The sequence below is a fragment of the Streptomyces sp. NPDC020192 genome, assembly GCF_044388685.1.
GTDB lineage: Bacteria > Actinomycetota > Actinomycetes > Streptomycetales > Streptomycetaceae > Streptomyces.
The window spans coordinates 108,085-134,772 of the sequence record NZ_JBIRXG010000014.1; the positions used below are offsets into that span (position 1 = coordinate 108,085).

At 71.2% G+C, this 26,688-nt stretch carries 23 protein-coding genes and 1 pseudogene; 13 read left to right on the plus strand and 11 right to left on the minus strand.

The annotated features are described in order from the left end of the window. Positions 1–46: 46 nt before the first annotated feature. Positions 47–454, minus strand: coding sequence for a serine dehydratase beta chain (locus ACH47Z_RS26240; RefSeq protein WP_399077955.1), 408 nt, complete (start codon positions 452–454; stop codon positions 47–49). A gap of 12 nt (positions 455–466) precedes the next feature. Then, the gene (locus tag ACH47Z_RS26245; protein WP_399077694.1) at positions 467–643 is read right to left on the minus strand and encodes a hypothetical protein; all 177 of its coding nucleotides are present in this window, start codon (positions 641–643) and stop codon (positions 467–469) included. A gap of 743 nt (positions 644–1,386) precedes the next feature. On the opposite strand from ACH47Z_RS26245, the gene ACH47Z_RS26250 reads away from it, so the two are divergent. Next, positions 1,387–2,055, plus strand: coding sequence for a tyrosine-type recombinase/integrase (locus ACH47Z_RS26250; protein ID WP_399077696.1), 669 nt, complete (start codon positions 1,387–1,389; stop codon positions 2,053–2,055). A 141-nt stretch (positions 2,056–2,196) separates the two neighbouring features. Here the strand turns inward: ACH47Z_RS26250 and ACH47Z_RS26255 are convergent, their stop codons facing one another. The 6 genes and pseudogenes from ACH47Z_RS26255 to ACH47Z_RS26280 form a co-directional block, all read right to left on the minus strand. Continuing rightward, positions 2,197–2,640: a hypothetical protein gene (locus tag ACH47Z_RS26255; protein WP_399077698.1), complete on the minus strand. Its 444-nt coding sequence runs from the start codon at positions 2,638–2,640 to the stop codon at positions 2,197–2,199. Between the two features lie 44 nt (positions 2,641–2,684). Beyond that, positions 2,685–3,761 (minus strand): hypothetical protein, encoded by a 1,077-nt coding sequence (locus ACH47Z_RS26260; protein ID WP_399077700.1) that lies wholly within the window; start codon positions 3,759–3,761, stop codon positions 2,685–2,687. Then, on the minus strand, positions 3,758–5,776 hold the full coding sequence (locus ACH47Z_RS26265) for a hypothetical protein (RefSeq protein WP_399077702.1): 2,019 nt from the start codon (positions 5,774–5,776) through the stop codon (positions 3,758–3,760). Before ACH47Z_RS26265 ends, ACH47Z_RS26260 begins: the two co-directional genes overlap by 4 nt. Beyond that, positions 5,773–6,531 carry a toll/interleukin-1 receptor domain-containing protein gene (locus tag ACH47Z_RS26270; protein WP_399077704.1) on the minus strand — a complete coding sequence of 253 codons (759 nt, stop codon included), beginning with the start codon at positions 6,529–6,531 and terminating at the stop codon, positions 5,773–5,775. Before ACH47Z_RS26270 ends, ACH47Z_RS26265 begins: the two co-directional genes overlap by 4 nt. 13 nt (positions 6,532–6,544) lie before the next feature. Next, the gene (locus ACH47Z_RS26275) at positions 6,545–7,837 is read right to left on the minus strand and encodes a helix-turn-helix domain-containing protein (RefSeq protein WP_399077706.1); all 1,293 of its coding nucleotides are present in this window, start codon (positions 7,835–7,837) and stop codon (positions 6,545–6,547) included. A 176-nt stretch (positions 7,838–8,013) separates the two neighbouring features. Next, positions 8,014–8,338, minus strand: a pseudogene (locus ACH47Z_RS26280) (transposase); the annotation flags it as partial. Here ACH47Z_RS26280 and ACH47Z_RS26285 point away from each other — a divergent pair. The 5 genes from ACH47Z_RS26285 (at position 8,337) to ACH47Z_RS26305 (ending at position 12,189) form a co-directional block, all read left to right on the plus strand. After that, positions 8,337–8,465, plus strand: coding sequence for a hypothetical protein (locus ACH47Z_RS26285; protein WP_281261912.1), 129 nt, complete (start codon positions 8,337–8,339; stop codon positions 8,463–8,465). The pseudogene ACH47Z_RS26280 and the gene ACH47Z_RS26285 sit on opposite strands and share 2 nt — an antisense overlap. Before the next feature lie 154 nt (positions 8,466–8,619). After that, positions 8,620–8,982 carry a hypothetical protein gene (locus ACH47Z_RS26290; RefSeq protein ID WP_365800967.1) on the plus strand — a complete coding sequence of 121 codons (363 nt, stop codon included), beginning with the start codon at positions 8,620–8,622 and terminating at the stop codon, positions 8,980–8,982. Next, complete coding sequence (locus ACH47Z_RS26295; protein ID WP_399077708.1) at positions 8,979–9,638, plus strand: nucleotidyl transferase AbiEii/AbiGii toxin family protein; 660 nt, start codon at positions 8,979–8,981, stop codon at positions 9,636–9,638. Before ACH47Z_RS26290 ends, ACH47Z_RS26295 begins: the two co-directional genes overlap by 4 nt. 1,746 nt (positions 9,639–11,384) lie before the next feature. After that, positions 11,385–11,807 carry an aspartate 1-decarboxylase gene (gene panD, locus ACH47Z_RS26300; RefSeq protein WP_399077710.1) on the plus strand — a complete coding sequence of 141 codons (423 nt, stop codon included), beginning with the start codon at positions 11,385–11,387 and terminating at the stop codon, positions 11,805–11,807. 37 nt (positions 11,808–11,844) lie between these two features. Beyond that, positions 11,845–12,189 carry a GNAT family N-acetyltransferase gene (locus tag ACH47Z_RS26305; protein ID WP_399077712.1) on the plus strand — a complete coding sequence of 115 codons (345 nt, stop codon included), beginning with the start codon at positions 11,845–11,847 and terminating at the stop codon, positions 12,187–12,189. 370 nt (positions 12,190–12,559) lie between these two features. Here the strand turns inward: ACH47Z_RS26305 and gndA are convergent, their stop codons facing one another. Next, positions 12,560–13,999 (minus strand): NADP-dependent phosphogluconate dehydrogenase, encoded by a 1,440-nt coding sequence (gene gndA, locus ACH47Z_RS26310; protein ID WP_399077714.1) that lies wholly within the window; start codon positions 13,997–13,999, stop codon positions 12,560–12,562. A gap of 271 nt (positions 14,000–14,270) precedes the next feature. Here gndA and ACH47Z_RS26315 point away from each other — a divergent pair, with 271 nt between their 5' ends. Continuing rightward, positions 14,271–15,422: a transglycosylase family protein gene (locus ACH47Z_RS26315; RefSeq protein ID WP_399077716.1), complete on the plus strand. Its 1,152-nt coding sequence runs from the start codon at positions 14,271–14,273 to the stop codon at positions 15,420–15,422. On the opposite strand, the gene ACH47Z_RS26320 is transcribed toward ACH47Z_RS26315, so the two are convergent. After that, positions 15,412–16,542, minus strand: coding sequence for a DMT family transporter (locus ACH47Z_RS26320; protein ID WP_399077718.1), 1,131 nt, complete (start codon positions 16,540–16,542; stop codon positions 15,412–15,414). The two genes, ACH47Z_RS26315 and ACH47Z_RS26320, sit on opposite strands and share 11 nt — an antisense overlap. Before the next feature lie 173 nt (positions 16,543–16,715). Between ACH47Z_RS26320 and ACH47Z_RS26325 the strand changes: the two genes are divergently transcribed. The 6 genes from ACH47Z_RS26325 (at position 16,716) to ACH47Z_RS26350 (ending at position 25,698) form a co-directional block, all read left to right on the plus strand. Continuing rightward, positions 16,716–17,462 (plus strand): (2Fe-2S)-binding protein, encoded by a 747-nt coding sequence (locus tag ACH47Z_RS26325; RefSeq protein ID WP_399077957.1) that lies wholly within the window; start codon positions 16,716–16,718, stop codon positions 17,460–17,462. A gap of 40 nt (positions 17,463–17,502) precedes the next feature. Continuing rightward, positions 17,503–18,663, plus strand: a complete 1,161-nt coding sequence (gene glgA / locus ACH47Z_RS26330) for a glycogen synthase (RefSeq protein ID WP_399077720.1) — start codon at positions 17,503–17,505, stop codon at positions 18,661–18,663. 52 nt (positions 18,664–18,715) lie between these two features. Then, entirely contained in the window at positions 18,716–19,936 is a 1,221-nt protein-coding gene (glgC, locus tag ACH47Z_RS26335; protein WP_399077722.1) for a glucose-1-phosphate adenylyltransferase, read from the plus strand. Between the two features lie 134 nt (positions 19,937–20,070). Beyond that, positions 20,071–22,389 (plus strand): GH92 family glycosyl hydrolase, encoded by a 2,319-nt coding sequence (locus ACH47Z_RS26340; protein ID WP_399077724.1) that lies wholly within the window; start codon positions 20,071–20,073, stop codon positions 22,387–22,389. 165 nt (positions 22,390–22,554) lie between these two features. Beyond that, positions 22,555–23,886, plus strand: a complete 1,332-nt coding sequence (locus ACH47Z_RS26345) for a wax ester/triacylglycerol synthase family O-acyltransferase (protein ID WP_399077726.1) — start codon at positions 22,555–22,557, stop codon at positions 23,884–23,886. Positions 23,887–24,195: 309 nt separating this feature from the next. Next, positions 24,196–25,698, plus strand: a complete 1,503-nt coding sequence (locus ACH47Z_RS26350) for an SDR family NAD(P)-dependent oxidoreductase (RefSeq protein ID WP_399077728.1) — start codon at positions 24,196–24,198, stop codon at positions 25,696–25,698. Positions 25,699–25,864: 166 nt separating this feature from the next. Here the strand turns inward: ACH47Z_RS26350 and ACH47Z_RS26355 are convergent, their stop codons facing one another. After that, positions 25,865–26,665, minus strand: a complete 801-nt coding sequence (locus ACH47Z_RS26355) for an SDR family oxidoreductase (protein WP_399077730.1) — start codon at positions 26,663–26,665, stop codon at positions 25,865–25,867. Positions 26,666–26,688: the final 23 nt, after the last annotated feature.

Here is a 26,688-nt window from a genome sequence, read left to right on the forward strand (position 1 = left end):
GCAGGATGCGTGACGATCGGCGGTGGGGCGGTGTGGTACGCCGGTGTCAGCTGGCCCAGGCGGAGTCGCAAAGGGCGCACATCGGCGTGCCGCCCGGCGCCCTCGCTCGGAAGGCTTGATTGGCGCCGGTGGTGAACGGGTAGCGCACCTGCGTGCTGTCCCGCACGATCTGCGGGCCGTCGGTCGAGGTGTCGTCCACGACGAAACCGCCGCCGACGGAGTAGTACGTACGCGTGGCCGGCGAGCGCCCGTGATGGGAGGTGGCCTCGAAGGTCATGGCGTTGGAGTGGAAGGCCGGCCGCTTGCTGCGGTGCAGGACGACGTCCTGGTCCAGATGGAAGGCAACGGTGTGCTTGCCCAGCAGTCGCAGACTCTGCGTCGCCTCGACCCGGTCCATCGTCGGATCCGCGATGGCCGGGTCGACGAGCTCGGGCACCTCGCCCTCCAGCCCCAGGACAGCTGATGCTCATCCGGTGCTTCCCCGGTGTTCCGTGCAGGCGTCGAGCAGCCAGGTGGCCAGGTAGGACGCGAACGATGCGCGGACCAGCAGCCAGATGCTGGAAGCTCCCTCTCCTCGCACCACGAGGGTGACCGAGATCGCCACATCCGAGCGAACACTCTCGCCCGACGTCGGCTCGCTCACGGCGTCCGGTTACTTCAACGCGCTGGCGGAGAACGGTGTCGCGGTGACCGTCCTTCGACGGCTCCATGGGGTCGCCAGGACCAGGATGGTTCGTTCCAGTTGTTCCGCATAGGTGACGCGGTGGCGAGCAGGAATGTCCACGCGGCGATGCTGGATGCGGCCCGCCTCTGCCGAACCGTCTGAGGTAGCCTCCGAAGACCGCCCTTGACCTGCGGAGGCAGGCAGGGAGCAGACAAATCGGGAGTTTCTCCATGCTGCGCACCATGTTCAAGTCCAAGATCTAGCGTTTGGGCGTTTCCGCAGTTCAGAGCCCTGATAGCGGCCTCCAGGTCAGCAAAAGGTCAGCATCAGACCGGACGGTGTCCGGCATGCTGACCTGCACCTACGGCAGGGCCTGCTGCGCCGCCCATGGCCCTGCTCGGAAGGCTTGATGCGTGGCTCGACAGCTCGCCCGTGGGATGGGGTAGTTCTTCAAGGAGTGCGGTTGTTCCAGACCGACCCGCTGCCCGCACCCGTACACGATTCGGTTCCGGGGCTCTCTCGGCAAGCAGCGTGAAGAGGCCGGCTACGACACGCAGGACGACGCTATCGAGCGTCTCACGCAGATCTACGCGGAGAAGAAGACAACGGCGCCATCCGTTGCCGAGGTGCGCCGCGAACTCGGTCAGCAGACGATCGCGGAATACGCGAAGCAGTGTCGGCCTCGTCAGCGAAAGATGACGGAGCCCTCGACGGGATGGCACGTGGACAGCTCCATCAACGTGCACATCATTCCTCGTCTCGGATCGCGGAAACTGAACTCGGTTACGCCCATCGTGGTCGAGCGCTTCCTGGACGAGTTGGAGACGGACGGGGTGGGGCGCGGAAACCAGGTGAACATCTTCCGCGTCCTCAAGGCGATCCTCCGGGACGCATATGGCAAGGGCGCTATGGCGGACGACCCTGTGAAGGGCGTCCAGGAACCGGAATACGTCCGGGAGAAGGCGGTCATCCCCTCGCTCGCCTACGTGAAGAAGGCACTGCAAGCCGCTGACAATTTCCTTGCGCTAGAGATCGTGATGATGGTGGGCTGTGGCTTGCGCAACGGGGAAGCCCGGGCGGTGAACATCAACAATGTCGTGGCGGGCGATGTCTACCGGGTGCACGAGCAGATCCACTCCAACACGCACAGGCCGGCGAAGCTGAAGCATCGCAAGGCGGGGGAGTTCCGGGGGGTTCCCCTGCCGCGCTCCGTGCGTGAGGCGATGGAGCGGTACGAGGAGAAGCACGGCACCACGAAGGGGGGCTATCTACTGCGTGGTCCGAGCAGCTACTACACGGAGCCGATGGAAGAGATGGGTTGCGCTGGCCCGGTGAGGCGGTCGACGCCTCATGCGGTCCGGGGTCCTGTGACGCTTTGGGGGTGCGCCTGATGTGCGAACGCAGCCTTCGGCGATGGTAGGGGTCCAGCGGCAGGCCCGTCCGTTCGCGGACCGACCACCAGTGAAATACGGCAGGCGGCGTAAGAGATCGGGAGCCCGGCGTCGACAGGACACCCGGTCCGGTCTTCAGCCCTATTCCCGGCGCGGGGACGGATCCGGCGGGAAGGCCAGGCCGGTGACGGTGCCGGCCTGGACGATCGGGCCGTGCTGGGTGCCGCCGGAGACGGTGTTGTGCACCGTTGCTGAGCGGCCCGCTGCGGCGGCCGCCAGTCGGCGCAGCGACGCCCCGAGAGCACTCAGTTCCTCGCCGGTGAGCGCCCCGGCTTCCACCAGCCCGCAGAGACGAGTCTGCCACTCGGCCGCTATGCCGGACGCGGCGCGCTCGTCCGCCGCGGTGCCCGTGAGGAGCAGCCGCGCACGCGCGTCGTCCAGGCGGGTGATCGCGACGGTGTCCGCGCCCGCACGTGCCAGGAACCGGCCCATCAGTGCGCGGGCGTGAGTCCAGGAATCGGTGACCATGAGGGAGACCAGGGTGGTGGCCCCCGATGCCGCCATCGCGGCCAGTTCTGCGTCCATCGCGTCCTCCTGGATGCGCAGGGATGAAATGTCCCGGTCGACGGTCAGACCGTGTCGGCCGGCGGCCCGGGGTCGGGCGCCGGTTCCGCTCCGGTCTCGGGAGCGGGAGGTCTCGGCGGATCGAATCGACGTAGGAGGTCCTCCGCTGTCTCGTGGCGGTTGTGCTGCTCGACGAGCTGCGAGAACTGTCGGGCCAGCATCGCCCGCCGGTCGTCGTCCTCCGTGAAGCCCATAGCTTCGAAGAACCCCGACAGGTGGTCTGCAGCCGAGGGCTCACGGGCTGGGAGATCGGCAGACTCCGTGCCGATGTCCGGCGTCCAGGGTCCTCCTGGCCGGTTCGGCAGCATCTCGAGCAGGCGCTCGGGGATGTCGGTGTCGTTGGCAGCGGAGGTCAGCTGCGCCAGCAAGGGGAGGTCGGCCACGGTCTTCGCCACGTGCTCGTCGTTCCTGGTGAGCCACCACACGACGGCGCTGCCGGTGTCCTTGAGGGCGTCCTCGCCCAGATACCGGCGCTTGCTCTGCTCGTACTTGCGCTGGTGCTCCCAGACCGCCTCGTCCTTGCGCACGCCGGCGAGCCGATCCAGACGCTCCTGGTCCTCGTCGGGCAACGTGAGGTTGATGTCCTCCGCCATCGCCCGGAGGTGGCCCGTGGAATCCGGGCACATGCGGCTGAGGGCGCCACCGAGTTCGTGCTGAAGGAGCGAGGCGTGGCCGGGTTCCCGCTTCTCGGCAATCGCGCGGGCCCGGCTGAGGACCGCGTCGACGGCGAGGCCGGCCGGGTTGACGACCGTGCCGCGCCCCGGACCGTCGGCGAAGCACCACCGTACGGTCGCCGAGAAGACGAAGTGGTAGTCGTCCCAGAGGCTCGGGAGCGCGACTCGGTTGACGCGGTACTCAGTTCGCTCCACCGGGGCAGCCGTGAGCTGCTCCTCGAAGCTGACCGGCACCGGGCCGCGGCGCTGCGAGGCCACCCGGAAGGTCACCGCGGGCAGCACGAGAAGAAGCGCGGCCAGCGCCGGCCAGGTCCAGCCGGGCCATCGCTCCACCAGGCCGACGATGGTCAGCAGCAGGCCGCACATAACAGTGAGGAACACGGTCGTCGTCTTGCGTGCGGTCGTCATGATCGCCCCCTTCTGGCCGATGCCGACGGGGCGGCAGGACCGAGGTTCTGTGCCACGCCGATCTTGTGGAGCAACAGGTCGGTCGTCTCAGTGGAGTGGGCGCCGACGCCCGGAGAAGCGAACTCCGCCTGGCGCGCGGACGCGTACAACGCGGCGAACGCCGCGCCCCGGTCTTCCCCGCATCGGTCGGCGGCAGCGACCAGCAGGTCGAGGAGGACCTCCCCCCGGTCACCGGCGCCCTCGGCCGCCCAGTGCAGCCAGCTCTGTATCTCTGCCCGTGGTGCCACGCGTCGGCCTTCCGGCCGCGACACCGCGTGGGTCAGCACGGCACGCCAGCACGTGATCAGCGAGCGTCGTACCCCGTCCTCGTCGACCAGAGCGCGAGTGGTGACGGAGCGGTCCGTGAGCGGCTCCGGATCGCTGACGCGCAGAAAGATGGCCAGGTCGGTCGGTGCGAGGTCGCCGCGTGCCAGCCGGTCGAGCAGCCTTCGGCGTAGCCGTCGGCTGCCGGCCACCAGGTCGCACAGGGCCTGCAGCGCATGGGCCGTGCCGCGCTCACGCCGGGCGAGATGGTGCAGCCGGATCAGGGCGTGGTCCGGATGGTCCAGCGCGAGGACGTCGGCGCAGACCTGGACCAGCACCTGGGCGAACTCACCGGTCAGCCGGTGGTACGCGCACCACTGGTAGATCCGCTCACGGAAGTCCCTGCCATGGGCGGGGTCCGCGAGACCGCAGGTGAGCGCCTGGACCGCGGCCTCCGACCGGGCTCTGCCCGCTCCCTGTGCGCTCCACCGTTCGGCGAGCGCGGCGAGCGCGTCGGGCCGCCCGGTTCGCAGATACTCACCCGCCAGCCGGGCCACCAGTCCGTCGCGGACCTCCGGCACGAGATGCAGGTCGCTCGACTCGACGACCCGCGCGGCCCACGCGCCGAGGTGCGGCCGCAGGTCGGGCATGTGGTCCCAGAAGTGGGCGCGGACGGCGGAGTCGTAGTCCAGCTCGGTGAACCGCACGCGACCGTCCGGCCCGGAGCGGGCCGAGATCTCCGACAGCCGCTGGGCGAGGTCCTTGCGCTGGAGGAGCGGAGTCTCCTCCTCGGGGGCCCCGACCGTGCTCAGCAGAAGTGCGGCCGCCCGGTGGACGACGTCGGCGTGCGCGCCGTGGAGCATGGACACGGCGACCATCAGGGCGCGTTGGGAGGCGTCGGGCAAACCGGCGACGCGGTCGGCGACTTCGGCGCGGCGCCCGGCGCGCGCACGTTTCGCGGCCGCGCACCACTCGGGGAATCCCTCGCCGGGCCCGGCCGTTTCGCGGGCACGGCGTATGCGGTCGGCGAAGTCGGCGATCTCCCGCATGGGTTTGCGTTCGCTCAGGAACTCGTCGACAGTGACGTCGTTCCGGAGAAACTGCTCGCACGGCACGCCGTGGGCGCGCAGGTGTCGTCTGAGAACCTCCATGGGGAAAGCTGGCGGTCCGATCTCGACACGGAAGTGCTGCAGGTCGGGATCGAGGGCCCCTTCGTGCGGCATGACGACGACGAGATGGGCCCGCCGCTCGCGCACCGTCTGGCGCAGGGCGGGAAGGCCGCCCCGGGCCGCATGCCACAGACCGGCCTCCGCGGTGGACAGGTCGAGCAGCAGCCGGTCGCCCGGGTCGACGAAAGCCGGGTCGTCGTACAGCGGCAGCTCGTCCCGCTCGGCGGGCAGGAGCTCGCGGAAGGCACCGCCGGGACGGTGGTGTTCGCGCAACAGTACGCGAGCCGTGGCCGAGCGGCCGCTGCCGGGAGCACCGTCGAGGATGACGGTGCCCGTCTCCTCGAGCGTGTTGCGTGCCCTTCCCATGTTGACCGGAGCGACTAACACCCTTCGGATCCAGCGCAGTTGATCATCGGGAAGCTGCCGGAAGACCGGCTTTCGGGGTTCGTCGGCAGCGGAGCCGAGGTTGACGTAGATGTGGCCGTCGCCCGTGTGGGTGACGCCCCGCGTGCTCTCGACCCGGGTGGTGTGTTCTCTGCTCACCGTCGGTCGTCCTGGGGCCGCTCCGGCTCCCCGAACCGCTGGTGGACGTCCCCGTGGTGGTCGCCCTCGGTGAACGTCGTCCCGGTGCCCGAGATGTAGCGGTCGCCCGACACATGGCGTGAGTTGTTGTAGATGCTGCCGCTGCCCGTGTGGACCGTGCCGTGGGAGTTCTTCACGATCGTGCCGCCGACGTCACCGCTGAAGTCGCCCGCTTGGACGGACGTTCCACTCACGTCCCCGATCGAGTTGTGCACGCTGGTCGACGCCGGCGACGGCTCGCCGGGCTCGATCAGGTCCCGCAGCTCGGGCACCAGCTCGGCGACCAGATCACCGATACGCCGGACGCCGGCCTCGGTGTCGTGAGTGCTGTCGAAGGGTACGGACTGCAGATCGGCGAGCCGCGCCAGCTCGGGGGGCATGGCCGCTTTGTTCAGCCGGTCGGTCTTGCGGCCGTCCAGCACGGGAACGACGATGAGCCCGCACTCGAACGCGGCCTCGATCTCCTTGCGCACCCAGTCGTCGGGATCTTGCAACCGACTGCGGAAGTTCGTCCAGTCCGGTCCTACGACGGCCAGCAGCACGCAGCTGTGGCGTAACGCGGTCAGGAGAACCTCGGGGTAGGCGTCCCCTGGGGTGATGGACCTGGACGCGCGGAAAACGCGGTCCTGGCCGAAGCGACGTGACAGCTCCTGGTCGAGGAGGGCCGCGGTCCGCTCGCCGTCGCCGGTGCGGTAGTTGATGAACACGTGGGGCATGCCAGTGACTCCTTCAGATGGTGGAGGGGCGCGACAACGTGCCGAGTCGCGGTCCCAGCCGGCGTACGGAGGAATGGTTCGCGTGGCGCGCCAGGGCGCGGGCGAGCCGTCTCAGGTCGGTCGTGACCGTGGCGGAACCCACGGCCTCCACTCCGTCGAGCAGGGGCGCCGCCAGGTCGCAGGCGTGGTCGATCTCGCCGGCCGACGCGTAGGCGAGTGCGCGGCGGACGCCGTACCTGACCTGGGTGCGAACCGCGTCCCCGCCGACCAGGGCGAGTTGTCGGTCCAGTTCCTCGCTCGCCTCCCGCGGCTGCCCGAGATCGACCAGGCACCAGCCGGTGACCATGCCGACCGGATCGGGAAGGTGCATGGTGCCGATCACCGGCTCGTCGGTCCCTTCGTCCTGGAGAGGAAGAAGCGCACGCGCGCGGTCCAGCGCGTCCAGACAGGACCGGCGGTCACCCGCCAGGGCGTGGCCCTGGGCTTCGCGCTGTGCAGCGAGCCCGCGTATCCGCGGGGGCAGGGCCCTGCTCTGCGCGCGACGGGCCAGAGCGACTGTCTGCTCGGCGTCGTCCCGGTACAGCGTGATCAGGGCCCGGCGGACCAGCGCGTAACCCGCCAGTGCCCGGTCGCCGCCGGCGGCCGCCAGATCGACCGCGCGCTGCGTCCACCACAGAGCCGCCCGCTCGTCCCCGGTCTCCTGCACCAGCCAGCCGACGTATTCGGCGTACCGGGAGCCAAGGGCCAGCAGGTGGCGACGGGTGCCGCTGTCACAGTGGGCGGACAGTTCCCGCAGGGTGTGGGTCTGTGCGATCAGAACGGGCAGGAGTAGACCGGGCGCCACCGTCTGGCCGAGTCTGCGGTAGTGGGTGAACAGCGAGCGGGAGGCTTCCACCATTTCCGCGCCCGCGGCCGGCGAGGCCGGGCCCGCGCTGTCCGACCGCCACGCCATCAGCGAAGCGGCACCGGCGCCTAGGGCATCCCGTCGACTCAAGGGCTGGAAGGTGTTCGGGCCGTCCGGCGACAACTGCATGATCCAGTCCTCCTCGTGGACAAAGCCCGGCGCCGGATCGACGGGCGGGTCGGTGGTCTCTGGTACGAGCAGGGACAGCAGGGCCCCGCCGGCCCCGAGGGCGGCGTCACACAGGCGGGCGAGGTCACGGCTGGGGGCCTTCAGGCCCCGCTCCACCTTGCTCAACTGCGCCTTGCTGTAGTGCACGGAGCCCGACAGGGCAGTGAGGCTGAGCCCTGCTTCCAGACGCCGCTTCCTCAACTCCTCGCCGAACCCGGTGGACGGCTGTGGCACGGAAACCTCCAACCCCTCCCGCCATCGGCCGAGTCGGCGCTGCACGTAGCGTGCGGCAGTCTGGCCGGGGCGGACAAGACGATCGATGCTGTTTCCCGTTTCCTTCTCCGACATGGGAACGCGACATGCGCGGCAGGGAGGACCGGAGAAACGGACTATCTGGAAGTCGTGCCGAAAAGGGAGGCGATCGTGCGCTCGACCACCCACCGGAAGACGTCCAGGCCACTGCCGTGGTCCTCGCCCCGCTCGGCGATCACCGGTGTGATGCCGAGAGCCCGCACAAGACGGCGGTACTTGTCATGGTCGTAGCCACGGTCCGCGAGCAGGGCATCAGGCCGTCGGCGCGGGCGGCCGACCGGTCCCGCTACCCGCGGGATCTTGTCGAGCAGAGGCGGCAACCGGGTGACGTCGCCCACGGTTACCGCCGGTCAGCGACACCGCGAGCGGGATGCCCTGACCGTCGCCCGCCGGGTGCCCTCTCGTCCACTGCGCCGGCGCCATGGGCCTCCTCGGGACCGTCGTCATTCCCGACGCCGAGACGGAAGCCGCAGCCGACTCCATCGCGGCGGTCCTCCGCGTGACCTGCTGTGCCACGATCACCCGCGCCCGCGAGCGGGGCTGGTCCTAGGTCGGCAGGGCAGCCGGTTGCTACGCCACCTGGGGCTGTACGGGTAGGCCATGATGAGCGTCCGAGGGAGGGGCGGGCGGCGCCCGACCCGTACGTACGACAGAAGAGCCCCGTATCCGCCATGCCGCCGCCTCCCAGCAGCGATACTGGATGCATGGACCCGACGATCACCGCTCCCCGCGCCGAGGTGCTGCGGGACCGCTACCGCAGCCGACTGCCCGAGCGTTTGCAGGAGCTGGCCGGCCCCGTCGAGGGCAACGTGGACCTGCCGCTCCACATCGTCTGGTCCGGGCGGACGAGCTACAGCCTGGACCGTCCGAAGTCCCGCATGACGCTCTACCGGACTGTCCTCGCAGAAGGACTGAGTGAGGACCTGGTGGCCCTCCTGCACCACCGGCTGCTCACCGAGCAGTGGTCCGTTCTGCGGCGCTTGGTCAGTCCCTACATCCGCGAGGTCTGGGAGGACGCCTTCCCTGAGCTGCTCCGCACCGCTCCGGCCGACACGACCGCCGCGTGAAGCTCACTCCGCTCCACGAGCGTCTCCTCGCCGACATCCTCGACCTCGGCTCCCCCTACCCTCTGGTCCTCACCGGCGGATACGCCGTGCAGGCCCACGGCCTGGTCGAACGCTTCAGCCGCGACCTCGACGTCGCCACCGAGAACCCCGCTCCGATGCAGGAGATCGTCGCCTCACTCACAGCAGGTCTCAGCGCGCGCGGATGGTGGACCACGCACGTCCAGACCGATCCGCTCAGCGGCCGTTTCCTCGTCACCGATCCGGACACCGGCGAGGAGTGCGAGGTCGACGTCCTCAAGGAGGCGTTCTGGGCCCCTCCCGCTCAGACCCCCTACGGCCCCGTTCTTTCCCTCGACGACGTGATCGGCACCAAGGTCCGTGCCCTCGCCGACCGCGGCACCGTCCGTGACCTCATCGACGTCCAGGCCGCCTCCCGCCACCGCTCCACCGCCGACCTCGAATCCCTGGGCCGCCGTCGCGCCCACGACGAGTTCAGCCTTGAAGACCTTAGGGACCGGCTTATTGGCGCGGACTGGTACGAGGATGAGGACTACACCGCGTACGGGCTCACCTCCCGGCAGATCGAAGAACTCAAGGCGTGGGCGCTGGAGTGGGCGGAGGATCTGGGTGCGCGGATCCATGACGAGAACGCCTGAGAGGCGGTCATCGTGTCCATCCCCTCTACCGCCGTTGCAGCGAGAGCATGCGGTGTAGCCAGCAGGTTCCAACCCGGAGCCCACCACGGTGGGTGGCTGCCCTGCACGGCGGATGTGCAGTGTCCGCAGCCGTACCCGCGGCCCTTGACGCCGGAGTACAGGGGCTTCGACTCCTTCCCACACGTGGTGCAGCGGCAGTGCCAGCCCACCGAAGAGCCGGGATACGGCTCTAGCGGCTCGAAGCCGTGCGCCCGCATCAGAGCGGTGGCCTCAGCCGCATCGGTACGGCGGGCAGCAGCCCGCTGCTTGTACCCCTCCGCCCGGCAGACCGGACACGGGTCGTAGCCGCTGCGGACGCTCGACGCCTTCACCCGGACCACCTTGCCGCACGTCGCATGACGGCAGCTCCACGGTGCGGCGGCGGACACATACGGCTCCAGCGGCTCGTACCCTGCCTCGCGCATCATGGCCTCCGCTTTTTCGGCGTTGGCCTCGCGCTGCCGCCGGCCGCGGACCCTGCGATTGCACGTGGCGCAGCCCGACGCCGTCCCCTCCTTGATCAGGTTCCGGACTGCTGACAGTCGGGGTGCGCCGACGGCCCCGCACGCGGTACAGCGACAGCGCCACGGTGTCTGGCTGTTGAGGTACGGCTCCAGCGGCTCCAGACCGACCGACCGCATGTCCGCCTCGGCCCGCTCGGCCCCGCCGGCGCGCTCCTGGAAAATCGCCCGGCGACTTTCTTTCGCGCACTCTGTGCACCCGACCCTGCCGGCGCTGAGGTACGCCGGTCGCGGGGAGACGATGCTTCCGCACGCCAGGTGCCGGGACCGCCACGGTTGCCCGCTCCCGGGAAAGGGCTCCAGCGGCTCGTATCCGGCTGCCTGCATTGCGGCGGTGTGCTTGGCCTCAGCTGCTTGACTGCGCAGGCGCCCTGCATCCTCGCGGTCGGAGACAGAGTTGCGGAAGAACGAGCGAACCATGCGACGATTCTCGCGCTTCAGCGCGAGCAACGAGCCCTGGTTCGTGGTCCTCTTCGAGAGTTGGCTTGCAGGGCGCCAGCTGTCGTCCAGTTCCAGGATGACCACGCCGGGGGAGATCCTGCTGCTCTGCGCCATCGCGTCGCGCACTGGCCGCATGCTGGTGGGTCCTGCGGATCATGGAATAGACGTTCGCATCCCAGGCGCTCAGTCCTGCTCGCTTGCAGCAACGTCGGCACCGGGCCCGTACACGCTTCCGCTCCCCGCGCCGAAGGAGGCCCGTGCGCCACCGGCCGGGGTCGGTCTCCTACCACGCCTCCTGCTCGCGAAGCCGCCGGGCGGGAAGCCGTCGCTCGCGAGTTCCACGCTGCCGAGGGGCCTCGGGCGGGCGGCAACCAGCGAGCCGACTTCCGGAGCGGTCGAGCGTCGACCGGCTGATGGCCAAAGGGGCCGTGTTCCGTGCACCGGAGCGATGTCGGTGCCCGACAGTTTGGTGGTGCGTGGGCAGGCGTCGTCCGTGTGCAGAGAGGTTTCCCGCATATCTGATAGCTCGCCAGGTAAGTCAGCATCCGGTCAGCATGAGTCCCCGCGCGTTCTGGGGCGATCGTCCCCAACAGATGCCTGAGCGAAGGGAAAGCCCAGGTAGGAAGCCGTCTCGCCTGACCGGAGCGATGTTCCTCACAAACATCTCACGGGGGTGTCGGTGTAAGGTCGAGACCGCCCTTGACCTGCACAAAGCAGGCAGGGAGCCGTCAAACAGGAGTCCAAAGTGCTGCGTACTCTGTTCAAGTCCAAGATCCACCGGGCCGCCGTCACCCAGGCCGACCTGCACTACGTGGGATCGGTGACCATCGACGCCGACCTCCTCGACGCCGCCGACCTGCTGCCCGGTGAGCTTGTGCACATCGTCGACATCACCAACGGCGCCCGGCTCGAGACGTACGTCATCGAGGGCGAGCGCGGGTCCGGGGTCGTCGGGATCAACGGGGCGGCCGCCCACCTCGTGCATCCCGGAGACCTGGTGATCATCATCAGTTACGCTCAGGTCACCGACGCCGAGGCGCGGGCGCTGCGGCCGCGCGTGGTGCACGTGGACGGCGGCAACCGCATCGTGTCCCTCGGCGCCGACCCGTCCGAACCGGTGCCCGGCTCGGACCAGCAGCGCAGCCCGCAGGCCGTGCCGACGGCCTGACCGGACCGCCGTACCAGGACCAGGAGCGTGTGAGCCCATGAGCGAGATCGAGATCCGCGACGACCGGGCGGCGGGCCGCCTGGAGGCCGTCGGCGAGGGTGAGGTCGTCGGCCGTATCGAGTACTTCGTCCTGGAGTCGCCCGCACGCGCCCTGGTTCCGGTGCACACCATCGTCGAGCCCGCCCACGAGGGCCAGGGCATCGCCGGCTCCCTCGCCCGCGAGCTGTACGCCCTCGCCGAGCGCGAGGGCGTCCCGGTGGCCCCGCTGTGCCCGTACGTCGTCAAGTGGGCCGAACGCCACCCCGAGGTCGCCCCGCCGGCCGACCCGGAACTGCTGTCGGCCGCGAAGGACTGGCTGCGGGCCCACCCCGGCCGCTTCTGAACGCCCGGCTCGCCCTGCCGGGTGAGTGACCGAGGCCCCGCGGGGCAGTCGGGGGATGAGTCCAGAGGGACGATGAGTCCAGAAGGACGCCGTCCCGCGACTGCCCGGAGGCCCTCATGACAACCCCGGACCCCTACCCCACCCCGGTCCCACCCCCCGAACCCTCACCCGCTCCCACCCCACCCGAGCCGGGACCCCAGCCGTCACCACCACCACCCCCACCAGGCCCGGTCCCCCCGGAGCCTTCACCGTCTCCCATCCCGCCCGGCCCAGAGCCCGTACCGAACCCCGAGCCGGGCCCACCCCTCACCCGCGCCTGAAAACACCGGGTCGAAGAACCAAGGGGCGCGGGGAACACAAAGCCCCCGCCTTACGCGGAAACCTCCGACCGATCCCCACCCCACAGCGTGTGGAAGGAACCCTCCCGGTCCACCCGCCGATACGTGTGCGCCCCGAAGAAGTCCCGCTGCCCCTGCGTAAGCGCCGCTGGCAGGCGGGACGCCCGCAGCGCGTCGTAGTACGCCAGCGCCGCCGAGAAGCCGGGCGTGGGCACGCCCTGCCGCACCCCCGCGATCACCACCTCACGCCAGTCGTCCTGCGCGTCGGCGATCTCGCGCGCGAACGTCTCGTCGGACAGCAGGCTCGGCAGATCGGCGCGGGCGTCGTACGCGGCGCGGATGCGGTCCAGGAAGGCCGCACGGATGATGCAGCCGCCCCGCCAGATCGCGGACACCGCGCCGAGGTCGATGTCCCAGCCGTACTCCTCGCTGCCCGCGGCGATCTCGTGGAAGCCCTGCGTGTACGACACGATCTTGGACGCGTACAGCGCCTGCTCCACCCGGTCGGCGAAGGCCGCCGCCTCCTCCTTGCCCATCGGCGCGGCCGTCGGGCCCGCCAGCCCCTGCGAGGCCTCGCGGAGCTTCGCGTGCCCGGACAGCGAGCGCGCGAAGACCGCCTCGGCGATGCCGGACACCGGAACGCCCAGGTCGAGGGCGATCTGTACCGTCCAGCGGCCGGTGCCCTTCTGCTCGGCCTGGTCGACCACGACGTCCACGAACGGCTTGCCGGTCGCCTCGTCCACGTGCGACAGCACCTCGGCGGTGATCTCGATCAGGTACGAGTCGAGCCGGCCCTGGTTCCAGGCACGGAAGATCTCCGCGATCTCGGCGGGGGAGTACCCGGCGACATCGCGCAGCAGCTGGTAGGCCTCACCGATCAGCTGCATGTCGGCGTACTCGATGCCGTTGTGGACCATCTTCACGAAGTGACCGGCGCCGTCGGGGCCCACATGCGTCACACAGGGCGCGCCGTCCTTCGCCTTCGCCGAGATCTTCTCCAGCATCGGGCCCAGCGAGTCGTACGACTCCTTCGGGCCGCCCGGCATGATGCTCGGCCCGTGCAGCGCGCCCTCCTCGCCGCCGGAGACGCCCATGCCGACGAAGTGGATGCCCTGCTCGCGCAGCGCCTTCTCCCGGCGCCGGGTGTCCGCGAAGTGCGCGTTGCCACCGTCGATGATCATGTCGCCGGGCTCCAGCAACGGCGCGAACTCCTCGATCACCGCGTCCGTCGGACCGCCCGCCTTGACCATGATCACCAGGCGGCGTGGACGCTCCAGCGCCGCCACGAACTCCTCGGCGGTCTCGGCCTTGATGAAGTCGCCCTCGTCGCCGAACTCCTCCACCAGCGCCTTGGTGCGCGCCACCGTACGGTTGTGCACGGCGACGGTGTAGCCGTTGCGGGCGAAGTTGCGGGCGAGGTTGCGGCCCATGACCGCGAGGCCCGTGACACCGATCTGCGCTGAAGTGCTCATGCCGCCTGCTCCCTGATTGCCTCGTGACTACGGCTCCGTCAGTACGGGTCCCCGCCCATCCTGACGTGCCGCTGTGGCGAGCGCACATCCGACCCGCCAGCCTTGAGTACGCGGCGACGGTGCCTGAAGCCTCACTGTTCCGCGGATCGGGCCAAGCAGGGGCCGTTCCCGGCCACTTGGGCGGTGGGGGAGGCCGGTTTTCCGTCTTGTCATGGCCTGTTCGTGGCACTTAGTTTTGCCCCTCCTGACGCATGCCGAGGGGAATTCGGACATGGCCGTACGCGGCCGGCATCGCCGGTACCAGCCGAACAGGATCAACCGCGCCTCACTCACCGTCACGGCGGGCGGCGCCGGCCTCGCCATCCCGCTGGTCGCCGCCGGCACCGCCGACGCGGCCGACGCGGCCACCTGGAACAAGGTCGCCGCCTGCGAGTCCAGCGGCGACTGGAGCATCAACACCGGCAACGGCTACTTCGGCGGGCTGCAGTTCACCCAGTCCACCTGGGAGGCGTACGGCGGCACCCGGTACGCACCGCGCGCCGACCTCGCCACCCGCGACCAGCAGATCGCCGTCGCCGAACGGGTCCTCGACGGACAGGGGCCCGGCGCCTGGCCGGTCTGCTCGGTGCGGGCCGGGCTGACCAGGGGGGACGCCGACCCGGGCGCGCACACGGACAGCGTCGCGACCCGGCCCGTGGCCGCTGAGAAGAAGACCTCGGTACGGGACGCCACGCCGCAGACCACTCCGCAGTCCCGGGCCGGCCGGGCCGAGATGTACACGGTGGTGCACGGCGACACGCTCTCCGGCATCGCCGAGGACCACCATGTGCGCGGCGGCTGGCACACGCTCTACGCCGGCAACCGTTCGACGATCGGTGCCGACCCCGACCTGATCCTGCCCGGCCAGCGGCTCAGCCTGCGCGGCACGGCCGCCCCCGGCACCACGTCCCCGAAGTCCTCGAAGAAGAAAGCCCCTTCGGAGCACAGGACAGCGCCCCACAAGGCGAAGACCACCGGCCGTACGCTCGTCGCGCCGGTCAACGCCCCACTCGGCACCGGCTATCGCGTGGCAGGCGCCCACTGGTCGAAGGGCTACCACACCGGCGTCGACTTCCTCGTGTCGACCGGCACCTCCGTGAAGGCCGTGGAGGCCGGCGAGGTGGTGGCCGCGGGCTGGGGCGGCTCGTACGGCTACCAGGTGGTGATCCGGCACGCCGACGGCCGCTACTCACAGTACGGCCATCTGTCGGCGATCTCCGTGCGGATCGGGCAGAACGTCAGCACCGGCCAGCGCATCGGCCGTTCCGGGGCCACCGGCAACGTCACCGGTCCCCACCTGCACTTCGAGGTACGGACCGGACCGGACTTCGGTTCGGACATCGACCCGCTCGCCTATCTGCGGGCCGGCGGCGTCAGGATCTGACGCCCGTACGGTTCAGATCCGGCAGCGACAAGAGGACGCCCGGCACGGGGAGTAGCCAGCCGGGGGGCGGTTCGCCGCCCTCGGCATCCTCCCCGACGCCGCCCGGAGCCGGCAGCAGCACGTCCCGCGGAGCCGGTCCGTCGAACCCGCCGTCGGTCCGGGCAGGGGCGGGCCGCTCCGCCTCGGCCGGTGTCGTCACCCGCTGGTGCGGTACGCCGGGGAGCGCCTCCGGCTCGGCGGCGGCCGGGTCCGTGGCGGGCACGGGGGTGTCCGCCGCCGCGGGCGTTCCGGTGCGCCCGATCCGCTCGGTCGTCAGCATGACCAGGCCGCCCCCCGCCACCACTCCGCAGCTGATGGCGAGCCCGGTGCCCAGGTCGCCGTAGCGGAACGTCTCGCCGAACATCAGGATGCCGACGGCTGCCGCCAGCACCGGGTTGACCACGGTCTGCATGGACAGCGGGGCGGCGAGGCCGCCGCCCCGGTAGGACGCCTGGGACAGCACGACGCCCGCGACCGCGAACAGGGCGATCACGGCGAGCGAGGGCAGGTCGCCCAGGTCGATGCCGTGGGTCCAGTCCTCGGCGACGGTCTTGGTGAACACCGACGACATGCCGAACGCTATGCCGGAGGCGGCGGCGAGCAGCACGCTGCGCACCGCCGGGTGCCGGTGCGCGGCCAGCCCCGCGACCGTCAGCGCCGCCACCGCGCCGCCGGTGACCAGCGCGACCGCGACCCGCTGGGCCGTGTCGAGGGAGTGGGAGTCGGTGGACCCGACCAGGGACAGCAGGCCGGCGAGGCCCACCGTGGCCATGACGGCGCCGCGCCAGGCGGTCGCCCCGGCCCGGCGGCCGACGAACAGCGCCGCCATCGGCAGCGCGAAGACGATGGTCAGCGCGCCGAGCGGCTGGACCAGACTGAGCGGACCGTAGGCCAGCGCCACCACGTGCAGCACACCGCCGAGCCCGTTGAGCGCCAGCGCTCCCCACCAACTCGGCCGCCGCAGGGGCATGTACGCACTGTCCGGGGAGGACACCGCGACCTGCTCCTGCACGATCGCGCCGCCGGCGTAGGCGAGGGCGGACACGACCGACAACAGCACGGACAGCGCGAGGGCGCTCATCAGCGTCTCCTCTGCGTGAGACGGGGGCCCTGAGCCCGGTGCGGCGTACGGACGGCATCCATGCCCAACACTCTGCCCGTCCGCGCTGTTCCCGTCGTCGTCCCTGAGCACGCAATGGGTCCTACTGCCGATGGAGTAGACCCGTAGCCTGATCATCCTTGCGACGGGTGCGCCTGGTACTACTGCCTGTCGTGGACCTCGACCCCGAACTCGCCGCCCTCCGCCCGCTCGGCGGCTTCTTCGTCCTGCGCACCGACGGAGCGGCCGCGCTGCCGACGCTCGCCGAGGCCTACGGGACGGCACCCCCGGACGGTCACCGCGACCCGTTGGCCGCCCGGGTCGAGGTGGTCGCCGAGCGGCTGCGCACCCCCGAGTCGCGGGTCGCCGCCTCCCTCGCGCAGCAGGGGCTGGCCGCCCGGCTGTGGTCGGCGGCCCTCGGCTGCGCCGTGCTCTACGGCCGGCTGCCCGACCTCGGCCCCCGCCTGCTGCGCTGGGACCCCCTGGGCTCCGCCCCCGACGACCTGTGGCTGACCGACGTGCGCCCGCTGCCCGGGGAACCCGACCTCGTTGCCGGCGTCCTGCACGGGCATCTGGAGCCCCTGGGGGAGACCCTGACCGCCCGTTACGGGCTCGCGGCCGGGCTGCTGTGGGGCAACGCGGGCTCCGCCCTCGCCGGCGCGGCCCGGGAACTGGACCGCTGGGCCCGGGCGAACGGCCGCCGTGACGTGGCGGACCGGACCCGCACGCTCACGGACGCCCTCTTCACCCACCCCCTGCTGCGCACCACCGGAACCCGCACCGGCACCGCGTTCCGCCGCCGCAGCTGCTGCCTGTACTACCGGGTGCCCGGCGGCGGGGTCTGCGGAGACTGCTGCTTCACGCGGCCCCCGCGCTCTTCCCCGAACGCCGCTTCTGGGTGACCATGAGGGGAACCTGCCGCCGGTACGAGGGGGTTGTCGGGTGCGTGTGGGACTGCTGACGCGGGAGTACCCCCCGGACGTGTACGGCGGCGCCGGAGTCCATGTGGAATTCTTGGCACGGGAGTTGACCGCCCTGGTGGACCTGGAGGTGCACTGCTGGGGCGAGGGACGCGGGGTCGGCGTCGTACGCCATCGGCCCTGGTCCGCGCTCGACGGCGCCAACGACGCGCTGCGCACCTTCTCCGTGGACCTCTCCATCGCCGCCGCCCTCGAAGGCCGCGAACTCGTCCACTCCCACACCTGGTACGCGAACCTCGCCGGGCATCTCGCCAAGCTGCTGTACGGCATCCCGCACGTGGTCACCGCGCACTCCCTGGAGCCGCTGCGCCCCTGGAAGGCGGAGCAACTGGGCGGCGGATACGCGCTGTCGGGCTGGGCCGAGCGGACCGCCGTCGAGGCCGCCGACGCGGTGATCGCCGTGTCGGGCGCCATGCGCGAGGACATCCTCGCCTGCTATCCGGCGCTGGACCCGGCGAACGTCCACGTCGTGCACAACGGCATCGACACCCGCCTGTACCGCCCGGACCGCGGCACCGACGCCCTGCTGCGGCACGGCATCGACCCCGCCCGCCCGTACGTCCTGTTCGTCGGCCGGATCACCCGCCAGAAGGGCGTGCCCCATCTGCTGCGCGCCGTACGGGAGATCGACCCGGGCGCCCAGGTCGTGCTGTGCGCGGGAGCCCCCGACACCCCGGAGATCGACCGCGAGTTCCGGGAGTTGTACGAGGAGGTGCGCCGGGTCCGCGAGGGCGTGTTCTGGATCCCGCAGATGCTGCCGCGCGCGGAGGTCATCCAACTCCTCACGCGTGCCGCCGTGTTCGTCTGCCCGTCGGTGTACGAGCCGCTCGGCATCGTCAATCTGGAGGCGATGGCGTGCGGGACCCCGGTCGTGGCCTCCCGGGTCGGTGGCATTCCGGAAGTGGTGGACGACGGCACGACGGGTCTCCTGGTGGACGTGGACGATGACGCCGACGGGTTCGAGGCGGGTCTCGCCCGGGCGCTGGACGAAGTCCTCGGCGATCCGGCGGCCGCCCGGCGGATGGGAGAGGCCGGACGGGTGCGCGCGGTGGGGGAGTTCGGCTGGGACGCGGTGGCCAGGCGGACCGCCGGACTGTACGAGGAGATCCTCAAGAGGGCTTAGCCCGGGCGGGCTCGGGGCATTGATGGTTCATCCAGGGTGAGGGGAGCGACCCATGCGTCGTGGTGGACCTTCGGTTCTCGGGATCGTTCTGGCGGGCGGGGAGGGCAAGCGGCTGATGCCGCTGACCGCCGACCGTGCCAAACCAGCCGTCACCTTCGGCGGCACGTACCGCCTCGTCGACTTCGTCCTGTCCAACCTCGTCAACGCCGACGTCCTGCGCATCTGTGTGCTGACGCAGTACAAGTCGCACTCGCTGGACCGGCACATCACCACCACCTGGCGGATGTCCAGCCTGCTCGGCAACTACGTCACCCCGGTCCCGGCCCAGCAGCGTCTCGGCCCGCGCTGGTACCTGGGCAGCGCCGACGCGATCCTGCAGTCCCTGAACCTCGTGTACGACGAACAGCCCGAGTACGTCGCGGTGTTCGGCGCCGACCACGTGTACCGCATGGACCCGCGGCAGATGCTCGCGCAGCACATCGACGGCGGCGCCGGGGTGACGGTGGCCGGGATCCGGGTGCCGCGCGCGGAGTCCTCGGCCTTCGGGGTGATCACGCCCGGCTCGGACGGCCGTACGATCCAGCGCTTCCTGGAGAAGCCCGCCGACCCGCCGGGGCTGCCGGACGCCCCGGACACCGTCTTCGCCTCGATGGGCAACTACGTCTTCTCCACCAAGGCCCTCGTCGAGGCGCTGCAGCGGGACGCCGAGGACGGGCAGTCGGTGCACGACATGGGCGGCTCGATCCTGCCCCAGCTCACCGCGCGCGGCGAGGCCCAGCTGTACGACTTCGGCGACAACCACGTGCCCGGCGAGACCACCCGCGACCAGGGCTACTGGCGGGACGTGGGCACCCTGGACGCCTACTACGAGGCGCACATGGACCTCATCGCCGAGCGCCCCGCCTTCAACCTGTACAACCGGCAGTGGCCCATCTACACGCACTCGGGCCAGCTCTCCCCGGCCCGCTTCAACGCGGGCGGCATGGCGAGCGAGTCCATCATCAGCGCGGGCTGCCTGATCCGCGGTCAGGTCACCCGGTCCGTGCTGTCGCCCGGCGTGCGGGTCGATCCCGGGGCGGTGGTCCAGGGCTCGGTCCTCCACGACAACGTCCGCATCGGCCGGGGCGCGGTGGTCCGCGGTGCCGTCCTGGACAAGAACCTGGAGGTCCCGCCGGGCGCGACGATCGGCGTCAACCCGGAACGGGACGCGGAGTTGTACACGGTCTCGGCGGGCGGGGTGATCGCCCTGGGGAAGGGACAGCGGGTGTCCTGACCTCCTGACGGACACGCCGTCAGACGGCGTGCGGACGCGACGCGTTCCGCGTGAATTCCTCCGGTTGCCCGGGTTCGCGTCGTTCGCCCCTCAGGATGCAGGGAACGATGTCGAACCTCCGGAGGTCATCCGACATGAAAGGGACCCGGCGTACACGGCTGTGTCTGGCCGGGGTGATGGCAGCGTCCACGCTGATCGCCACCCCCGCACGGGCCGCCGAGCGGACCGACGGCCACCTCGCCGACCTGGTCAACCCCTTCATCGGGAGCCAGAACGAGGGCAACACCTTCCCCGGCGCGGCCGTACCCTTCGGCATGGTGCAGTTCTCCCCGGACACCGGGCACTTCGCCGGCTACGACTACACGCAGAACCGTATCCGCGGCTTCTCCCTGGTCCATCTCTCGGGCGTCGGCTGCCGGATCGGCGGCGACCTGCCCGTGCTGCCGACCACCGGCGAGGTGGCACAGACGGACTACACCAAGTACGCGGCCCCCTTCTCGCACCAGGACGAGGCGGCGAGCCCCGGCTACTACCGCGTCGGCCTGTCCTCCGGCATCCGCGCCGAGCTGACCGCGACCGAGCGCACCGGCGTGCAGCGCTACACCTTCCCGGCCACCGACAAGGCCAACATCCTGCTGAACGCGGCCCAGGCCCTGCACAAGCCGGTCTCCGCCACCGTCGAGATCATCGACGACCACACCGTGCGCACCGAGATCAGCGGGCACGGCTTCTGCCGGGACACCGGCCCCTACACCGTCTACACGATCACCCGCTTCAGCCGGCCCTTCACCGCCTACGGCACCTGGGACGGCCAGAGCGTCACCCCGGGCTCGCGCAGCGGACACGGCGGCGCCTACGTCCGTTTCGACACCCGCGGGGACCGCACGGTCGAGGCGACGACAGCGCTGTCGTACGTCGACTCACGCGGCGCGGCCGGCAACCTCGCCGCCGAGGGCGGCCGGTCCTTCGACGCCGTACGCGAGCGGGCCCGCGCGGAGTGGGAGAGCCGGCTCGCCGGTGTCCGGGTCCGGGGCGGCACGAGCGCGCTGCGCCGGACCTTCTACTCCTCGCTGTACCGGTCGTTCCTCGCGCCGAACATCGGCGGCGACGCCGACGGCCGCTACACCGGCTGGGACCGCCGTACCCACCGCGCCGACGGGTTCACGTACTACCAGAACTGGTCGCTGTGGGACACCTACCGCACCCAGGTCCAGCTCCTCGCCCTGCTCGCCCCGCGCGAGGCACGGGACATGGCGCGCTCGGTGGTCGCCGTCGACGAGGACGGCGGCTGGCTGCCCAAGTGGGGCTACGGCCCGGTCGAGACGAACGTCATGAGCGGCGACCCGGTCACCCCGTTCCTGACCACGGCGTATCAGACCGGCCTGCTCAAGGGCTTCGAGGAGCGGGCCTACCGCGCGCTGAAGAAGAACGCCGACGGCGTTCCGCCCGCCGAGTACCCGGGCATCGGCCGGGACGCCAACGCCGAGTACCTCGCACACGGCTTCGCCCCGTACGTCCCGGACCGCCCGCTGGCCAAGATGGGCGACTCCGACTACCACCACGGCGCCTCCGTCACCCTGGAGTACGCGCTCGCCGACGCCATGCTGGCCCAGATGGCCCGCGGCCTCGGCCACGCCGCCGACGCCGCCCGGTACGCCGCCCGCGCGCAGAACTACCGGAACATCTTCGACCCCACGACCGGCTTCTTCCGCGCCCGCGACGCCTCCGGCGCCTTCACCGGCTCGGCCGACCCGGCCCGCGGCACCGGCTTCCACGAGGGCACCGGCTGGCAGTACCAGTGGCTCGTCCCGCAGGACGTCCCCGGCATGGTGCGGCTCATCGGCGGCGAGCACGCGGCCAACGACCGCCTGGACTCCTTCTTCGCCTACGACAAGCTGCTGGCCGACCCCGCGAGGACCGCCCGCGAGGTGTGGGTGCACGGCGACGCGTACGACTACTACAACGCCGCCATGTACAACCCGATGAACGAGCCCGACCTCATCGCGCCGTACACCTACCTCGCCACCGGCCAGCCCTGGAAGACCACCGACGTGGTGCACGCCGCCCTGACCCTGTTCACCGACGGGCCCACCGGCATCACCGGCAACGACGACCTGGGCACGATGTCCGCCTGGAACGTGCTGTCGTCCATCGGCCTGTTCCCCATCCAGCCCGGTTACGGCACCTGGGGCCTGTCCACGCCCGTGTTCGACCGGGTCGACCTCGCCCTGGACCGGCGCTACTGGCCGAGCGGCGGACTGACCATCGCCGCGCCCGGCACCTCGGCCACCGTCCGCTACATCCAGGCCGTCCGCACCGACGGCACCGCGCACGGCCGGACCTATCTGACGAACGACGCGCTGCGGTCGATGCGCTCGCTCGCGTTCACGGTCGGCTCGCGCCCGTCTGAGTGGGGTACGTCACCCACGGCGGCGCAGCCCGTCCTGAGGTGAACCGACAAATCACGTGGTCCCGCCCCTGCCCACCCCTGCTGGTGGGGCGGGACTTAATCTGCTGTTAACTGAGCGTAGCCTGATCGTACTTGACCGTAATCAGGTGGCGGAGATTGACTGCGAGTGACCGCACATCCACCCGTCGTCGACGCGTGAGGCAAGCCCTTGACTTCCGATCTGCTCGCTCCACTCGACCTGGCGTTCTGGAACATCGAGTCCGACCGGCATCCGATGCACCTCGGCGCGCTCGGGGTCTTCGGCGCGCACTCGCCCACCGCCGGCGCCCACGCGGCCGACCTGCTCGCCGCCCGCGCCGCCGCCGTACCCGGACTCCGCCTGCGCATCCGCGACCTGTGGCAGCCGCTCGCCTTCGGCGGCGCGGCCAGAGAGACCGACCCCGACTTCGACCCGCTGAACCACGTCCGGCTGCACGCCCCGACCGCCGACTTCCACGCCGTCGCCGGCCGGCTGATGGAACGCCCGCTGGAGCGCGGCCGGCCGCCGTGGGAGGCGCATGTGCTGCCCGGCGAGGACGGGACGTCGTTCGCGGTGCTGTTCAAGTTCCACCACGCCCTCGCCGACGGGCTGCGCGCGCTCAAGCTCGCCGCCGGTGTGCTGGATCCGGTGGACCTGCCCGAGCGGGCGCCGCGCGCCATCGAACCACCGCGCGGACTGCTGACGGATGTGCGCAGGCTGCCGGGACTGCTCCCCGGGCTGGTCCGCGGCGCCCTGTCCGACGCGGGCCGGGCCCTGGACATCGGCGCCTCCCTCGCCCGGTCCACGCTCGGCATGCGCCCCACCTCCGCGCTGACCTCGGCCCCGAGCGGCACCCGCCGCACCGCCGGCGTGATCGTGGACATCGACGACGTCCACCGGGTGCGCAAGAGCGCCGGCGGCACGGTCAACGACGTACTCATCGCCGTCGTCGCCGGAGCGCTGCGCCGCTGGCTGGAGGAGCGCGGTGAGTGCACCAAGGGCGTGGCGCCGCGCGCCCTCATCCCCGTCTCCCGGCGCCGCCCGCGCGCCGCGCATCCGCAGGGCAACCGGCTCTCCGGCTATCTGATACGGCTCCCGGTGGACCAGTCCGACCCGCTCGGCCGCCTCGACACCGTGCGCACGGCGATGGTCCGCAACAAGGACGCGGGGCCGAACCGGGGCGCCGGCGCGGTCGCGCTGCTCGCCGACCACGTCCCGGCGCTCGGCCACCGGCTCGGCGGGCCGCTGGTCGGCCAGGCGGCCCGGCTGTGGTTCGACATCCTGGTCACCAGCGTGCCGCTGCCCGGGCTGGGGCTGAGGCTCGGCGGCCACGAGCTGACCGAGGTCTACCCGCTGGCCCCGCTCGCGCCGGGTCAGTCCCTGGCGGTGGCCATCTCGACGTACCGCGGCCGCGTGCACTACGGCCTGGTCGCCGACGCGCAGGCCGTGCCGGACCTGGACCGGTTCGCGTACGCGGTGTCGGCCGAACTCGCGACGCTGCTGTCGGCTTGCGACGCCTGAGGGGGTTCCCACCTGCCCACCCGTGCGACTCCCGTCGCCGGGTGCGGGTGGCCCCCGTCGGGCGCCGGCGCCGTCGGCGGCTTGCGGGGTCGTTGTTCGAGGGTTCCCACCCGCACCACCCGCACCACCCGTACCGCTCTCGTCGTCGGACGCGGGTGCCCCGTGGGGCGCCGGCGCCGTCGGCGGCCTGCGGGGTCGTAGATCGTCGCCCGGCGCGGTTTGGTTCCTGGCCCCCGCTCTCCGTAAAATCCCCCGTTCGAAAGCGGGCGCGAGTCGGCGCGCTGCGCGGGTGATCAGGGAAGCGGCGCGATGACGGTGACAGAGGACGGCTCCATGGTCTCCACGGCCACGGACGAGGTGGTCTACGGGCCGGGTATCGACCCCGAGCGGCTGGCCGTCTGCCTGAGCGTGCTCGAGGAGCTCGACCGGATCGAGGTCGACCACCCCGACGCGATCAAGGTGCGCCGGGCCACCTCGCACATCTACCGCACGGTCAAGCAGCGCCGCCGCCAGGAGCGCCGCGCCGCCAAGACCGCGCACGACCGTGCCGTCACCGAGGCCACCGCCACCGGCTCCGCCGAGCGCATCGACGACGAGACCGAGGGCATCCTGCCCAGCTCCAAGGTCGAGGAAGGCAGGATCGCGGGCATACTCCAGCGCCCGCGCTCCTGCTACACCTGCAAGGGCCGCTACGTCGAGGTCGACTACTTCTACCACCAGCTCTGCCCGGACTGCGCCCGCACGAACAGGACCAAGCGCGACGCCCGCGCCGACCTCACCGGCAAGCGCGCCCTGCTCACCGGCGGCCGCGCCAAGATCGGCATGTACATCGCGCTGCGGCTGCTGCGCGACGGCGCGCACACCACGATCACCACGCGCTTCCCGAAGGACGCCATCCGTCGGTTCAAGGCGATGGAGGACTCGGCGGACTGGATCCACCGCCTCGAAGTCGTCGGCATCGACCTGCGCGACCCCGCCCAGGCCGTCGCCCTGGCCGAGCAGGTCGCCGAGGCCGGCCCGCTCGACATCCTGATCAACAACGCGACCCAGACCGTACGCCGGCTGCCCACCGCGTACGCCGCCCTCGTGGACGGGGAGACCGCGCCGCTGCCCGCCGGTGAGCTGCCCGCCCACTCCGTCATCGGCGCCTTCAACTCCGGCTCCGTCGACGGCATCGCCGCGCTGCCCCTCGGCACCAGCGGCCTCGACGCGCAGAAGGTCGCCGACCTCGCACTCGTCGCGGGCAACGCCAGCGTCGCCCGGCACCTCGAGGGCACCGCCATCGACGCCGGCGGCCTCGTCCCCGACGTCGTCGACACCAACACCTGGGTGCAGACCATCGAGCAGATCTCCCCGGTGGAGCTGCTCGAGACCCAGCTGTGCAACTACACCGCGCCGTTCATCCTGATCAGCGCCCTGCGCCCGGCCATGGCCGACGCGGCGAAGAAGGCGGCCAGCGGACGCAGCTACGTCGTCAACGTCTCGGCGATGGAAGGCGTCTTCGCCCGTGGCTACAAGGGCGCCGGGCACCCGAACACCAACGCGGCGAAGGCGGCCATGAACATGGTCACGCGGACCAGCGCACAGGAGATGTTCGACACCGACGGCATCCTCATGACCTCCGTCGACACCGGCTGGATCACCGACGAGCGCCCGCACTTCGACAAGCTGCGCCTCGCCGAGGCCGGCTTCCACGCCCCGCTCGACCTGGTCGACGGCGCGGCCCGCGTCTACGACCCGATCGTGCGCGGCGAGGCGGGCGAGGACCTGTACGGCGTCTTCATGAAGGACTACGCGCCCGGCAAGTGGTGACACCCCTCGAGAAACAAACCGGTGGCCGGCGCGGGCGCGTGCCCCGTACGGTGAAGCGGTCGTGCCGGAGTGCCCGGTGCGCAGGTGACGCGTTCTTCGTGGTTGAAATCCTCTTGCAGGCCCCATGGGACTGTGGCCCCTTCGGGGGGCCAGGCCGCGTCGCCGCCTAGATCTCGGGCACCCCACGCAGGCGCTGGTGCACCGCGTACGGCCCCGCCGTGGACGCGGCGCGCACCCGTGTCCCGCCGTCCACGAGCAGATCCGCGCCGGTGATCCACTCGGCCGCGTCGGACACCAGCCACAGCACCGCCCGGGCCACGTCCTCCGGCTCCCCGATCCGCCCGAGCGGCAGCCCCGCGGCCACCTCCTTCTCGCCCGGCTCCCACACGAACCGGGCCATCTCGGTGCGCACCAGCCCGGGGGAGACGGAGTTCACCCGCACCCGGGGCGCGAGTTCACCCGCGAGCTGCCCGGTGAGATGGAGCAGGGCCGCCTTGGTGGTGCCGTACGCCCCCACGTTCGGCCCGGGATGCCCGGCGCCCTCGGTGCACACATTGACGACGGCCCCGCCGTGCTCGCGCATCCAGCCCCGCCACGCGCACCGCACCAGCCGCAGCGGAGCCTCGACATTGACGGCGAACGCCTCCCGCCACGCCTCCGGGTCGGCCTCCATCAGCGGGCCGTACGGCCGGTTCGTCGCCGCGTTGTTGACGACGACGTCCAGCCGCCCGAACGTGCGCAGCGCCAGGTCCGTCAGCGCCTCCAGGTGCCCCGGGGCGGCCACGTCCCCGGCCAGCCCGATCCCGCCCAGCTCGGCAGCCTGCCGCCGCACCTCGGCCGCGTCCCGCGCGGTCACGCACACCCGCGCGCCGGCTTTTGCCAGCGCCTCGGCCACGGCCCGCCCGATCCCCCGCGTGCCACCGGTGACGACGGCCGCCCTGCCCCTGAGCCCGTACGACGAGGTCATCGCCGTACCGTCTCATGACGAGC